General features: G+C 61.7%; 9 protein-coding genes. 7 read left to right on the top strand and 2 right to left on the bottom strand.

Features of this window, described 5'->3' with window-relative positions:
- Positions 1-20 precede the first annotated feature (20 nt).
- From MJA45_RS26930 to MJA45_RS26915, 4 genes are all read left to right on the top strand, one after another.
- Entirely contained in the window at positions 21-1,340 is a 1,320-nt protein-coding gene (locus MJA45_RS26930; protein ID WP_315604968.1) for a purine/pyrimidine permease, read from the top strand.
- A 237-nt stretch (positions 1,341-1,577) separates the two neighbouring features.
- Positions 1,578-2,732, top strand: coding sequence for a GNAT family N-acetyltransferase (locus MJA45_RS26925; protein WP_315604967.1), 1,155 nt, complete (start codon positions 1,578-1,580; stop codon positions 2,730-2,732).
- 26 nt (positions 2,733-2,758) lie between these two features.
- Positions 2,759-3,076 (top strand): cupin domain-containing protein, encoded by a 318-nt coding sequence (locus MJA45_RS26920; protein ID WP_315604966.1) that lies wholly within the window; start codon positions 2,759-2,761, stop codon positions 3,074-3,076.
- Between the two features lie 24 nt (positions 3,077-3,100).
- Positions 3,101-3,859: an MOSC domain-containing protein gene (locus MJA45_RS26915; RefSeq protein WP_315604965.1), complete on the top strand. Its 759-nt coding sequence runs from the start codon at positions 3,101-3,103 to the stop codon at positions 3,857-3,859.
- A 90-nt stretch (positions 3,860-3,949) separates the two neighbouring features.
- Here MJA45_RS26915 and MJA45_RS26910 read toward each other — a convergent pair whose 3' ends face one another.
- Entirely contained in the window at positions 3,950-5,005 is a 1,056-nt protein-coding gene (locus MJA45_RS26910) for a metallophosphoesterase family protein (protein ID WP_315604964.1), read from the bottom strand.
- A gap of 368 nt (positions 5,006-5,373) precedes the next feature.
- On the opposite strand from MJA45_RS26910, the gene MJA45_RS26905 reads away from it, so the two are divergent.
- On the top strand, positions 5,374-7,344 hold the full coding sequence (locus MJA45_RS26905; protein ID WP_315604963.1) for a methyl-accepting chemotaxis protein: 1,971 nt from the start codon (positions 5,374-5,376) through the stop codon (positions 7,342-7,344).
- 213 nt (positions 7,345-7,557) lie between these two features.
- Positions 7,558-10,326 (top strand): CHASE3 domain-containing protein, encoded by a 2,769-nt coding sequence (locus MJA45_RS26900; RefSeq protein ID WP_315604962.1) that lies wholly within the window; start codon positions 7,558-7,560, stop codon positions 10,324-10,326.
- 91 nt (positions 10,327-10,417) lie between these two features.
- Here MJA45_RS26900 and MJA45_RS26895 read toward each other — a convergent pair whose 3' ends face one another.
- On the bottom strand, positions 10,418-11,023 hold the full coding sequence (locus MJA45_RS26895) for a pentapeptide repeat-containing protein (RefSeq protein ID WP_315608112.1): 606 nt from the start codon (positions 11,021-11,023) through the stop codon (positions 10,418-10,420).
- Positions 11,024-11,297: 274 nt separating this feature from the next.
- Here MJA45_RS26895 and MJA45_RS26890 point away from each other — a divergent pair, with 274 nt between their 5' ends.
- Positions 11,298-12,389: a DUF4349 domain-containing protein gene (locus MJA45_RS26890; RefSeq protein WP_315604961.1), complete on the top strand. Its 1,092-nt coding sequence runs from the start codon at positions 11,298-11,300 to the stop codon at positions 12,387-12,389.
- Positions 12,390-12,818 lie beyond the last annotated feature (429 nt).

Below are 12,818 nucleotides of genomic sequence, written 5' to 3'. Positions count from 1 at the left end.
TTACAGGAGATCGTGATCCTATGAATACCAAAACACTCGCTGCCGATACGGCAGGTTCTCTTCAATGGCTGGTCTTTCTGCTCGCCAACGCGCTTGCTCTCCCTATCGTCATCGGGGACATCTATCAGTTATCGCCGGTGGAAGTGGCCGGCCTCATGCAGCGCACGTTCTTCGTCGTCGGCCTGGCCTCGCTCCTGCAGGGCTTGGTCGGGCACCGGCTTCCCGTGGTGGACGGTCCCGCCGGAATCTGGCTCGGCGTTTTCGTTATTCTGGGCGGCCTCGCCCGCTCCCACGGAACGGATCCGTATGAAACGCTTCGCAGCCTGGAGGGCAGCATGCTGCTGGCCGGCGCTCTGCTTATTGCCGTCAGTGCGGCCGGTTTGTTCGGGCGGTTTCTTTTTCTGTTCACGCCCCTTGTCACGGGGGCTTTTCTCATGCTCTTGTCTCTGCAGTTGAGCGGGGTATTCCTGAAGGGGACGCTCGGGGTGTCCGATGACGGGACCGGGCTGCAGGCGGGACCTGCCGCTGCTGGGCTCGGCATCTTCCTGCTCGTGCTTTCCTTCTCGCTCTGGGGAAAGGGCTGGTGGAAAAGCTACGCCGTGCTCATCGGCATCCTGGCCGGCTGGGCGGTCTTCGCTGTCTTCGGCTGGGTGGGAGAGCCGCTGCCGCTGACGGGCCTGTTCCGCCTGCCGGAAGGGTTAGCCTGGGGGATGCCCCGACTTGACGCTGGCACGGCCGTGTCCTCCGTCCTCGTCGCTCTCGTGCTGCTGTCCAATCTCGTGGCCAGCTTCGAGGCGGTCAAGCAGGCCATGCCCGAACGCGGCACGGAAGACGACCTCCGGAAGCTGAACCGGGGCGGTTTGATGGCGGGTGTGAACACCGCCCTGTCCGCCCTGATCTCTACGGTCGGGATGGTGCCGCTGTCCGTTTCAGCAGGCTTTATCCGCATGACGGGTCAGAAGCGGATGGGCCCCTTCCTTGCGGCCAGCGCCGGCCTGTGCGTCCTTTCGCTCTTTCCGGTGATCACATCCGGCTTGGCGCGGCTTCCGGGCCCCGTCGCTTACGCGGCGCTGCTGTCGACCTTCGCCCAGATGTTCGGCCTCGGCCTCTCGACGGTGCTTCGCGACCGGCTGGACCAGCGCCGGCTGTCCATCCTCGGTCTGACGCTGTCGCTCGGCGCGGCTGTGCTGTTCCTGCCACCTCAGACGTTCCAGGCGCTGCCCCCGGTGCTGCAGCCGATTCTCGGCAACGGGCTCCTGGTCAGCATGCTTCTGTCGATGCTGCTCGAGCAGCTGTGGCGGCCGGCCGCAGCAGAAGGCAACGGCGGGAGCGCTGCTTAAAGAGCGCCGTTCGATTGGAGGCCGATGTGCGGTCAAGTTCACCCCGGACCGCTTCTGCCTTCCGGTCGGGCTTCAAGCAGTTCCAGCGGCTGCGGATAGCCGGTCCGGCTTGACGGGCTTCCGGTTTTTGCCTACACTGAAAGCGATTTAGGCGCCTGCTTTCAGGCGGCGGGCAGCAAGCCCGCCCCGGTTGATTGGCCGTTGCCATCTATGAACTTATGAAGGAGCCGTGAATTCATGACTGACTTTCGCCTGGTAAAGCCGGAGGAGCTTCAGGAGGCCGTCCGGCTGTCGGACGCCACCTTCCGCGATGAGGAACAGAAATCGATGGGCGAGGGCTTTCCGAATGTCTTTTCCCCTTCCCTTCAACAGTCGTACGGGGCTTTTACGGACGGTAAGCTCGTGGCCTTTATGGGCCTCGTGCCGGCCGTCCTCCGGGTTGGTGCGGCCCGGCTCGACGTCTTTCAGCTCGGGTCCGTCTGCACGGATCCCGCTTATCGCGGCCAAGGCCTGGCCAGCGGAATGCTCCAGGAGGTCATCGGCCATGCCGGCCGTTCCGGCGCCTCGCTGCTGCTGGTCTCGGGCGGCCGCTCGCTGTACACGAATGCGGCCTGCTGTGGCTACGGGAGCGTGGCACGGTACACGCTCACGCCGGCCTCGCTCCAGAACGCCGAAGCGGCTGTCCTTGCATCGGAAGGGACCGTCTTCCGCGAGCTCGAGCCGACGGACCTCCTCGCGCTGCACGCCCTGGCCGAGGCACGGCCGGTCCGCTATGACCAGAGTGCCGCCGATTTGGCGCAGCTTCTGCAGGCTGAGGCGTACGGCAGCTGCGTCAAGCTCCGCCACCGCGTGCTCCTGGCCGAGCGGGACGGCCGTTTGACAGCCTTCGCCGTCATCGGCGTGCCGTACCGGGAAGGGCTGAAGAACCCGCCGCGCGTCATCGAGTGGGCGGGGGATGCGCAGGCGGCCGCCGCCTTGTTCGCCGATGCGACCGGTACCTTCGGGCTGGAGCGGCTCGTGGTGCCCGTTCCGTGGCACGAGCGCGGCCTGGCCGCGGCTGTTGCCCCGCTTGCGGAGAACCAGGAGCCGGAGCCGAGCTACCACACGCTCAAAATCCTGAGCGCGGAGCGGCTTTTCTTGCAGCTCGCCCCCTTCTTCGAAGAGCGTGGCGCGGGAGCGGAGGCCGGTCCCCCGGCAGCGCGGGACCTCGAAGACGGCCGCTTCGAGCTCCGTCTGAGCGGCGGGGAAGCCCGCACCCTGGCGCCGGAAGAGCTCATCTCGCTGCTGTTCGATCCGGAGCCGAAGCCCGGCGCTGCGGCTGAGATCCGCGAGGCCTATCCGGCTCTGCTCCCGGTTCCGCTTCCTTATAACCAGGGACTCAATTACGTGTAAGGCATTATTTCGAAGGAGGCCGCAGCATGGAGTTTAACAAAGAATGGCAGCCGGCGGAGCCGGGAGTGCGCCGCCGGATTGTGACAGTAGGGCGTCAGATGATGAGCATGATCGTGGAGTTTGAGGCGGGAGCGGAAGGATACGTGCACAGCCATCCCCACGAGCAGACCACCTATGTCATCCGCGGGGAATTCGCTTTTACCATCGACGGGACGGTCCATCAGGTCCGCGAAGGCGACACCCTGTACATCCCAAGCGATGCCAAGCATGGGGTTACGGCGGTAACGGCCGGGGCGCTTTTTGACACGTTTACCCCCATTCGGGAGGATTTGCTGAAGCGCTGACCGGAGGTAAGGGGAAGAGAGGGGATGGCAATGAAGGCGATGGGCACGCTTCGGGAGCTCTTCCGGTACCCTGTCAAATCCTTGGCGGGCGAACGGCTGGAGGCCGCGGACGTCGAAGAGCAGGGCTTGGCGGGTGACCGCGTCTGTGCGTTCTATGACGATTCCCGTGAGGGGTGGAGCCGCTATTTTACCGCACGGAACCTTCCCGAGATGCTGGCTTACCGGGCAAGTCTGGACGGAGAGGGACAGGTCCGGGTCACGACGCCGGAGGGACAGGTCTATGGCTGGGACGAGAAGCTGCTGGCCGAGCTGCAGAAGCGAACGCCGGTAAAGCTGTCCCTGTCGGCCTGCCGGGCCCCGCATCCGGAGGTCCCCGGCCTCCTGTCCGTCGATGAAGCCAGCCTGCTTATCGTAACCGACGCCGCCTTGAGCAGGCTGGAGAGCGGGTGGGGACGGAGGCTGGATCCCCGCCGGTTCCGGCCCAACCTGATCCTGGCCCTGACCGGGGATGCCCCGGAGGAGGAAAGCTGGATCGGGAAAAGGCTGGCGATAGGCGGAGCCCTCCTCCGGGTGGACGGGCCCTGCACACGCTGTCCGGTTATCGCGATCGATCCCGATACGTTCTCGAAGGACCCGTCCCTGACGCGGAAGCTCCGGGAAGACTTGGATATGCAGTTCGGCCTGTACGCCTCGGTGGTAAGACCAGGGCCCGTGCAGGCGGGCGATGAGGTTAGGCTCTTGGACGGCCCGGACCTGACGGATTCGCCGGCAAGTTCTTCTTAACGCGAAAGAGGCCCTCTCTGTCACTCTTGGTGACGGAGGGGCCTCTTTCGTCTTCCCCAAGCGGCCCCGGTCTTCCTTTCCCCCATCACACTAGACCTCGAACTTCACCTGCCACTGGGCTCCATCGATCCATTCCCGGGTCGAGAACTCCCGTCCGCGTACGGCGATCTCCTTCTCATAGACTTGGATATACATGCCTTGCGAAACGTTGGAGTTGGGCGCGGCGGAGCGGGTGCGCCCGACGGAGGCATTGTTGAACCAATGCAGGTTCTCGTGGCGGTTGTAATGGTTCTCCCCGTTGAAGCTCCGGTGCGTATGGCCGGAGAAAACGAAGACGTTCTTGTAAGGCTTCAGAATGGCCCGGAACTCGTTGGCCCGGATCAGCTGGTGGGTCCTTCCGTCGGAGCCGACGGCGGGAAACGGCTGGTGAATGAACACGAGCGCCGGCTTGCCGTCCTTGTGCTCCTCCATCGTCCGCCGCAGCCACTCCAGCTGCTCGTCGGAGTACCAAGCGCCTTCTCCCACGTCGCTTCGTTCCTGGACATACGCCTCTTGGGAGACGAGGATGAGATGAACCCCGTTCACCCAAGCATCCCCGTAGGCTTTGTCCATGCCGAGGAATTTCTGGAACCGCTGCCTGGCCATGGCGTCCGTCTTGCCGTTCGGCATCGTTTCGGTCGAGAACTGGCCGTCCTTGGTGAGCCAGATGTCGTAATAATCGTGATTGCCCATGTTGCCGTACAGCTTGGGCAGCTTGTAGCGGTCGAGAATGGAGCGCAGAACGCGATAGTCGCTGTCCCGCCCGAAATCCGTCAAATCTCCGCCGAACACGATCGCCTCCACCGGGCTCTCGAAGCCCGTCACATCGTCCAGGGCCAGCTTCAGCTTATCCGACATGGACGCCTCGCCCGCCGATATATGCATATCGCTGAACAGGAAAAAGGAAGCGAGAAGCTCCCCGGGTCCCTGGGGAACAGGGGAAGGAGACGGAGAGGGTGCCGGAGCCGTTTCGCCAGGCGCCGCCTCAGCTAAGGCTTCCTCGGCCGCCGGTCCCGGAGTCCCGGGCTTCTGCCCCAGCCAAAGCCAGCCGCCGCCAAGCAGGACGGAGGCCCCGGCCAGCCATTTGATAAATTCTCTTCTTGTCATGCCCATGATTTGCCCCCGCGGCTGAAGATCAGCCCGATAATGGATTTTTTCTCCAGCATATCATAAGAACCAGGCCTTTTGGAGCGGGGAGGAAGTCGCGGAAGGAAATATTTTTCCGGTAGAAACCGGGACCTGGTCTAAGAGAGAGGGACCGGTTGGGGAAGGGGAAGAACAGGCGGAAAAGATAGAGAGAAGCTACGGTTTGAGCGGGGGAGCGTGCCGCATCGGATAGGGTGGCCGACCGTTGTCGGATGGCCGGCAGAGGCGCGAAATGACCTTTTTGTCTGTAAATTGTGAAAAATGTCCTAGTTCCTTTATACTACTTGTATCATACTATTGGAAAATCTTAGACGGACAGAGGTGTACAGGTGAGAATCCATTCATTGGCTAACAAGTTTGCCTTGGTGATGAGTGCGGCCCTGGTGGCGGTTATTGGCGGAATGCTTGTTTACGAGTGGGGAAAAATCCGCAAGGATGCGGAGCAGCAGCTGCTGGACAAGGGCTACGACCTGGCCGTGTCCCTGTCGGGAACGCTTGCCCGGGTAGCGGAGAGCGATATGCGCAGCGGAGTCACGTTAGCCGACGGGACCCGGCTGAGCGGGGAGGAGCTGCGGAGCCGCTTGTTTGACGACCGGCTCGCCGTTCTGCCGGAGAGTGAGGCGGAAGCCAAGAAGAGGGGAAGCGACTACCTGGCGAAGACGACGGAGCTGTACAATGGGGAGAAAGTGCCGCTTTCCCGGTATGAGCTGAAGTACAGCAGCGCTTATGATGCCTATACCGATGAACGCTGGCAGGGCATCATCGATTCCTTTCTGACGGGTCCGGATGTGGTTTTTGCCATTCCGGCCGCTTATTCGGCTAACCCGGAATTTAACGGCTTCGTCGCCACCCACAACCGCACCTACAGCCCGGTGGGGGAAGGGTCCAAGGACGAATGGGGAGCGGTGGGGCTCCTCAGCCAGAAATACCGGGCGAACCGCGTGTTCAATGACCGTACGGGGTTCGCGGCGGCTTCCTATACCGATACATCCGCCGTGCTCAAGCAGGAGTATGACCGGGTGATCGAGGGGAAGATCGTCAAGACATGGGACATCTCCTATCCCCTTATGATCGACGGGAAGCATTGGGGAGGGGTTCGCATAGCCCTGTCCAAGGCAAGCTCCGATGCATTCATCGCCTCTCAGCGGATGCGCAAAACAGCGGAGCTGCTCGGCATTATGGCCACCGCGCTGACCGTCCTGTTCCTGCTTACCCGGAGGGTGGTCGGACGCCGGCTCCGGGAGCTTGCCGCCGCGGCCGTCCTGCTTAACTCCGGGGAAGCCGACCTGCGCTACCGGATCGCCGTGAAAGGCAGAGACGAGCTGTCTCTGCTCGGAACGGAGATCAACCGGTTCATGGAAACGATGCAGGGCATCGTGACGGCCGTCCGCACCCGCGCCGAACGGCTCGAAGCAAGCGCCGGGGAGCTGGCGGACAAGGCTGAGCGCAGCCGGGAGCTCACCGGCCAGTCGGCGGCGGCTATGGACCGCCTTGCGGCGGGAGCCGACCTTCAGGCGACGGGCTCCGGGGACAGCGCATCGGCCATGCTCCAAATGGCCGAAGGTATTCAGCGCATTGCCGGGGCCTCGGGGCTGGTGGCGGAGCGGTCGCAGGATATGCTGCGGATTTCGGAGGAGGGAAGCTTGCGGGCGGAAGACGCCGCAAGCAAGATGAACGCGCTCGGAAGCTCGATGTCCGCCATCGAGGAGGCGGTCGGCCGGCTGGAGAAGCAGTCGGCGGCCATCGGGGAAGCGGCGTCCGTCGTCACCCAGATGGCGAAGCAGACCAATCTGCTTTCCTTGAACGCCGCGATCGAAGCGGCCCGCGCGGGGGAACAGGGACGCGGCTTCGCCGTTGTGGCGGGAGAGGTCCGCAAGCTGGCCGAGCAGTCCTCGGAAGCGGCGGAGCGCATCGGAGACATGATTGCCGAAGTTCAAACGGTGACCTCTTCGGCGGTTGACGCCATGCAGGCCGGAGGACGGGATGCGGCGGCTGGCCTTGCCGCTGTGGGGGCCCTTACGGGAGATTTCGACCGGATCTTAAGAGCTTCCCGGGAGGTGGCGCTGGAGATTGGGGAGATTTCGGCCGCTTCCGAGGAGATGTCCGCCGGAACCGAGGAAGTCACCGCCTCCATCGAATCCATGGCCCAGATCGCCCGGGAAGCATCGGCGGGAACGCGGGAGGCGGCGGCGGATGCCCGGACCCAGCTGCAGCTCGCGGATGAAACGACCGGCCTGTCCGGTACCGTGGACGGCCTGTCTAAGGAACTCAGGCATACTATCGGGCAATTTCTTGTATAAAGCTCTATTCTTAGGGAGGACCGGCATAACGCTTCGGCTGACACATAATTTCCTTTTGTCTTTTATGGATGTGAGGGTCGGAACATGGTACAATGGTAGGACAAGGTTCTCTGGCAGCCGTTCATGCAAACCGGCGGTGGAAGGGAGCCGTTCTTTTTTGCCACCATATATAACCATTCCAGATAGAAGGGCAGGCTGTGCGGTTAGATGAGAATGACGCTGCGGACTAAGATTGCTTCCGGGTATCTGCTTATTATTCTGTTTCTTGGGATTGCGGTGTGGCTCATTACGGGCCGGATCACCGATCTTCAGCGGGAGATGGACTTTGTAACGGGTCATGATTTCGAAGTTCATAATTTAACGAATCAGCTGGAGAAGCGCCTCGTTACGATGGAAACGGGGATGCGGGGCTTCGTCATCACCGGCAACTCCTCCTACCTGGATCCCTACAATACCGCGATGAGCGGCTGGGAGCAGGATTACGAGAGGCTGTACAATCTGGTGAAGGACAACCCCCCGCAGAAGGCAAGCCTGGAGCAGATAAAAGAAACGATTGACAGCTGGATGAAGGAAGCCGCTTTTCCCCTCGTCCAGTATAAGAAAGATAACAATACGGCTAAGATCAACGAATACTTCCAAGCCAATGTAGGCAAAACCATTTCCGACCGGTTCCGGTCCCAGGTCGACTCCTTCCGGACCGTAGAGCGGCAGCTCACCCAGACCCGGACGGAGGAGCTGCACAGCCGCAATACGGTGCTTCGCCGAGAGCTGTATTGGTTCGTCGGGCTGGTGGCCGCTGCCGCCATCGCCGCGGCGCTGGTTATTTCCCGTTCGATTCTCGGGACCGTCAAACAGGTTACCCGGGCGATTCAAGCTATCACTGCAGGCAGCCGGTCCGGCCAGCGGATTTCGGTAAGAACCCGGGATGAGATCAACGACCTCGGGGAAGCCACCAACCGGATGCTGGACCGGTTCGAGGAAGAGAACTGGATGCAGACGCAGATCGCCGAAACGGCAACCGCCTTCCAAAGCATCACCCAGTCAGAGGAATTGACCCGGCTCTTCCTGGAGAAGGTCGCGAGCCTGATGCAGGCGCCTTACGCGGTTCTGTATTTGCGCAAATTCGAGCGCGGGGAGGACTCCCTCGTGCTGTCAGCCTCTTACGCGGCGGATGGCCGGAAGGTCGGAGAAGAGCGTTTCCGGATAGGCGAAGGACTTGTCGGGCAGTGCGCCGCGGACAATCGCCGCATGATCCTGACCACGCTGCCGGCGGACTATGTCAAGGTGCGTTCCGGCCTGGGCACGGCGTCGCCTTCTTCCATTATGGTGTCTCCTGTCACGCTCGAAGGTCAGGTGCTGGCCGTCATAGAGCTGGCCTCCATGGAAGGCTTCACTCCGCAGCAGGAGCAGCTTCTCACGCAAATTCTGGAAACCTTTGGCATCACCCTCGACCGCGTCATGACCCGGATGGAAATCGAGCGGCTTCTGGCGGAATCGCAGGCGATGACCGAGGAGCTGCAGGCCCAATCCGAGGAGCTGCAAGCCCAGTCGGAAGAGCTCCAGACGCAAACAGAAGAACTGCGAGTCATCAACGAGCAGCTCGAGGAGCAGAACGTATTCGCCGAGCTTAAGGCAAAAGAGCTGGAGGAAGCGAAGGAAGAGCTCGAAACGAACGCCGAACGGCTGGAGCTCAGCTCCCGCTACAAGTCGGAGTTTCTGGCGAACATGTCCCACGAGCTGCGGACTCCGCTTAACAGCATGCTTATTCTTTCCCAGATGCTGGCCGACAATCCGAAGGGAACCCTTACCCCCGAGGAGCAGGAGTATGCCCTCATTATTAACAATGCGGGGAACGACCTGCTGCTCTTGATCAACGACATTCTGGATCTGTCCAAGGTGGAATCCGGTAAGCTCGAAATCGAGGCCGAGCCGGTCAACCTGACGGAGCTTCCGGTCGCCCTGGAGGCCATCTTCACCCCGATCGCCACCCAGAAAGGGATCGAATTCCGTATCGTGATGGAGGAATCTCTGCCGTCCATCTTCTACTCCGACGGGCAGAGGCTCCAGCAGATTCTGAAGAACCTGCTCTCCAATGCCTTTAAATTTACGGAGCAGGGCGCCGTTACCTTCTCCGTTGGATATTCCTCCGGTACGAAAGAGGGAGAAGGCCAGGATGGGATGTCCTATCTGGTCTTCTCGGTCTCGGATACGGGGATTGGGATTCCGGAGGACAAACAGCTTCAAGTCTTCGAAGCGTTCCAGCAGGTAGACGGCGCCACAAGCCGCAAATATGGAGGAACCGGCCTCGGGCTCTCCATTTCGCGTGAGTTCGCCAAGCTGCTGGGCGGCACCCTGACGCTCGAAAGCCGGGAAGGGGAGGGAAGCACCTTTGCCATGTACCTTCCTCACACCGCGCACGGGGAAGAAGCCGGGGAGAGGCTGCTCCCGGCAGCCTCCGAGGTGGCCGCCGGGATTTCGGTGGCCACCTCGGAGGCTCTGCCCGCCTACCCGGAGCAAGAACCGCGGAGCACGGCGGTTACGCAGGCGGGAGAAGGCCCGTCGGCGAACCGGGCACCGGCCGGCGCCGCTCCAAAGGATGCGGCTCCTTTTGCCGGCAGACGGGTGCTGGTGGTTGACGACGATTCGCGCAATGTGTTTGCCCTCAGCACCGCCCTCCGGGATAAAAAAATCGAGGTGCTCACCGCCGCGAACGGCAAGGAATGCCTCCAGATCTTGGAGAGCGAACCGGCTGTCGACCTGGTGCTGATGGATATCATGATGCCGGAGATGGATGGCTACGAAACGATGCGGGCCATCCGGGCGAAGGAGAACTGGCTGCGGCTGCCGATTATCGCCCTTACCGCGAAGGCCATGAAGCCCGACCGGGACAAATGCCTGGAAGCGGGGGCATCGGATTACATCTCCAAACCGCTTAAGATGGACCAGCTGTTCTCGCTGATGCGGGTATGGATGAACCGCTGACCGTGAATGATAGAAAAATCGCCTTCCCCGGCCGTCAGGCCAAGGGAAGGCGATTTTTTTTGGGGAGCGGGGGGCGCCTCCGTCGGGCCGTTTAATCCACCTTGGCCCCGTGGGAGCGGGCGAAGGCGACCGCCTGATCGGCGTCGATGCGGGCGCCCTTCAGGTTCAGGGCCTTCAGGTCGACGCCGGAGACATCGGCTCCCCTCAGGTCGGTGGAGAGCAGCGTCGCTTCATTCAGCACCGCCCGGGCGAGCTTGGCGTGGCGCAGGGAGCTTTTGTCGAGCCGGCAGCCATACAGGTCGGCCTCTTCGAAGCTGACTCCGCTAAGGTCTAGGCCCGTCAGGGACTGGTGACGGAGGTTTGTGTACGACCAGTCCCCGCCCTGAATGACAATTCCGGTCAGGTCAGCCTCCTCGAAGGCCGAGCCGGTCATTTTGCAGCTGTCGAACCGCGAGGCGAACAGGCGGGCTCCCGCCATCCGGCAGTTGGAGAAGGCCGAGTGGGTGTGCCGGGACCCGTTCAGCTGCGCGTCCGTGAAATCGCAGTGCTCGAAGACACAGCCCTGCGTAACCAACTCGCGAAGCGAAGCTCCCCGAAACGTACACCGGAGGAAGGTCACGTTCCTCCACTCCGCTTCCTCCAACTCCCGATAGTCAAACGATTCCTCGGTGTATTCCCGGTCTTTCCATACCGTCATGGCTTGTCCTCTTTTCCGTTCGCCTTCTTTAGGGGGAGAGGCCTCCTTCGCCTCGATCCGCGGCCCGTTACAGCGGAGGAGGATGGCGTTGTAGAGAGCGTCCCCGGATAAGACGAGATTTCCGTTCATCATAGCACAGGACGGGGAAGGAGGGCACGCTTATCCGAAAAACCCGGAAGGAAAAATGTTCTGGGAAATTTTCCATTTCTTGAAACTTAGCGGATGGTTTCTTCGTCAGGAGGGTGCAGGACTATACAAAAAGGGGGTCCCATCCATGAACCATCCATCGTTACAAAAGCGCCGGAACCATCCGGCCGGGCTGCCAACGCTGCCGATTCTCGGCAAGCGCTTTCCTGCCTGGCTCGGCGCGCTGCTCTTGGCGGCGGGCATCGTCTCCGCAGCAGGCTGCTCGTCAGCCGATAAGGACACCGGCGCGACAAACGCGAGCTCCGCCCAAAGCGCCCCGGCCAAGAATGAAGCGAAACCGGCTGCCGGTTCCGGAGCCGCCGCCGGGAGTGCGGCCGATCAAGCGGGCGGGAAAGGGACGGAGACGGCTGACTCCAAAGGAGGAACCGCCCCAGTCGCCTCCTCCGCACCCCAGCCGTCTGGAAACGCCCAGGCCGGAGGGATGACCCAGGCGGACACGTCCGATGGCCTGAACCGCAAGCTCATCTACAAAGCCAACCTGGTCATGGAAGTGGGGGATTACAACCAGGCCCAGTCCCAGATCCGGGACCTCGTTCAGCTGAGAGGCGCCTATATCCTTCAATTTGCCGAAAACCAGAATTCGGGGGAGAAGGGAGGGAACTTGACCATCAAGGTGCCGGCTTCCGGCTTTTCCTCCCTGCTCAGCGATCTGGAGAAGGTCGAGAGCCTCAAGCTGCAGAAAAGCATGCAGGGACAGGACGTGACGGAGGAGTACGTGGACCTGGATTCCCGGTTGAAGGCGCGCCAGACGGCGGAAGCCCGTCTGCTCGCTTTTATGGAGAAAGCCTCGAAGGCCGATGAGCTGGTGGCGTTCTCCAATGAGCTTGGGAAAGTGCAGGAGGAAATCGAGAAAATCAAAGGACGCATGCGCTACCTTGATCAGAACGTGGCCATGTCCACGATTGAGCTCAGGCTGTACGAGAAGGTAGGCCTGGCCGCGTCCAACAAAACCGGATCGACCGTCCCGGTGCTGAAGCAGGCCAGCCAGGCGCTCTCCGGCAGTCTTAACGTGATGGGCATCGTCTTCACCAAGCTGTTCGTGTTCCTGGCCGGGGCTCTTCCGGTGCTGATCGCCCTGGCGGCCGTTGTCGTCCCGGCTGTCCTGGTCAACCGCCGCCGGAGCAAGGCAGCCGCCAAGCCTCCGGAGCTGACGGACTAGCGCAAGGCCGTCTTTTCGCACCGCGCAAATTTCCCAATGGCGCGGTGTTCGGCGTCCCATGACGGTGGTCAACCCCATGCAACGGGCGGGCTCTTTTGTGGGGGGGTACGAGGAGCGCCACTCGGCCCGGTTTTCGCTTGGGCAGTAAGCCCGACGGCGGCTAGGGTTGGCCAGCCTGCCCCCTGCTTCCTTCTCAGAACCTTCCGACCGTATAACGCGGGACGGAAGGTTTTTTTGTGGGCGAGAGGACCTTCATTCATGACGAAGCTGCAGCGGTGGCCTTCTCGGCAGCAGAGGAGGGAGAAGAGGACGTCGGAGCTTTAAGGTTTCGTGAAGGCGTGGAAGAGATTAATCCTATCTTAATCTGAAGCTAACGCGGCTCGTACAAAGGTCCCGTACAATGAACCTTGCCGGTCGTTCTATCCCTAC

The sequence above is a fragment of the Paenibacillus aurantius genome (genome assembly GCF_032268605.1).
In the GTDB taxonomy this organism is placed as follows: domain Bacteria; phylum Bacillota; class Bacilli; order Paenibacillales; family NBRC-103111; genus Paenibacillus_AO; species Paenibacillus_AO aurantius.
Note: the sequence above shows the minus strand (reverse complement) of the source record. Positions and strands in the feature narration are given on the sequence as shown.

What these genes read in the sequence shown, in the direction of transcription:
- MJA45_RS26930 (WP_315604968.1), top strand. Translation starts at nt 21, where the DNA reads ATGAATACCAAAACACTCGCTGCCGATACGGCAGGTTCTCTTCAATGG.
- MJA45_RS26920 (WP_315604966.1), top strand. Translation starts at nt 2,759, where the DNA reads ATGGAGTTTAACAAAGAATGGCAGCCGGCGGAGCCGGGAGTGCGCCGC.
- MJA45_RS26925 (WP_315604967.1), top strand. Translation starts at nt 1,578, where the DNA reads ATGACTGACTTTCGCCTGGTAAAGCCGGAGGAGCTTCAGGAGGCCGTC.
- MJA45_RS26895 (WP_315608112.1), bottom strand. Translation starts at nt 11,023, where the DNA reads ATGACGGTATGGAAAGACCGGGAATACACCGAGGAATCGTTTGACTAT.
- MJA45_RS26910 (WP_315604964.1), bottom strand. Translation starts at nt 5,005, where the DNA reads ATGACAAGAAGAGAATTTATCAAATGGCTGGCCGGGGCCTCCGTCCTG.
- MJA45_RS26900 (WP_315604962.1), top strand. Translation starts at nt 7,558, where the DNA reads ATGACGCTGCGGACTAAGATTGCTTCCGGGTATCTGCTTATTATTCTG.
- MJA45_RS26890 (WP_315604961.1), top strand. Translation starts at nt 11,298, where the DNA reads ATGAACCATCCATCGTTACAAAAGCGCCGGAACCATCCGGCCGGGCTG.
- MJA45_RS26915 (WP_315604965.1), top strand. Translation starts at nt 3,101, where the DNA reads ATGGCAATGAAGGCGATGGGCACGCTTCGGGAGCTCTTCCGGTACCCT.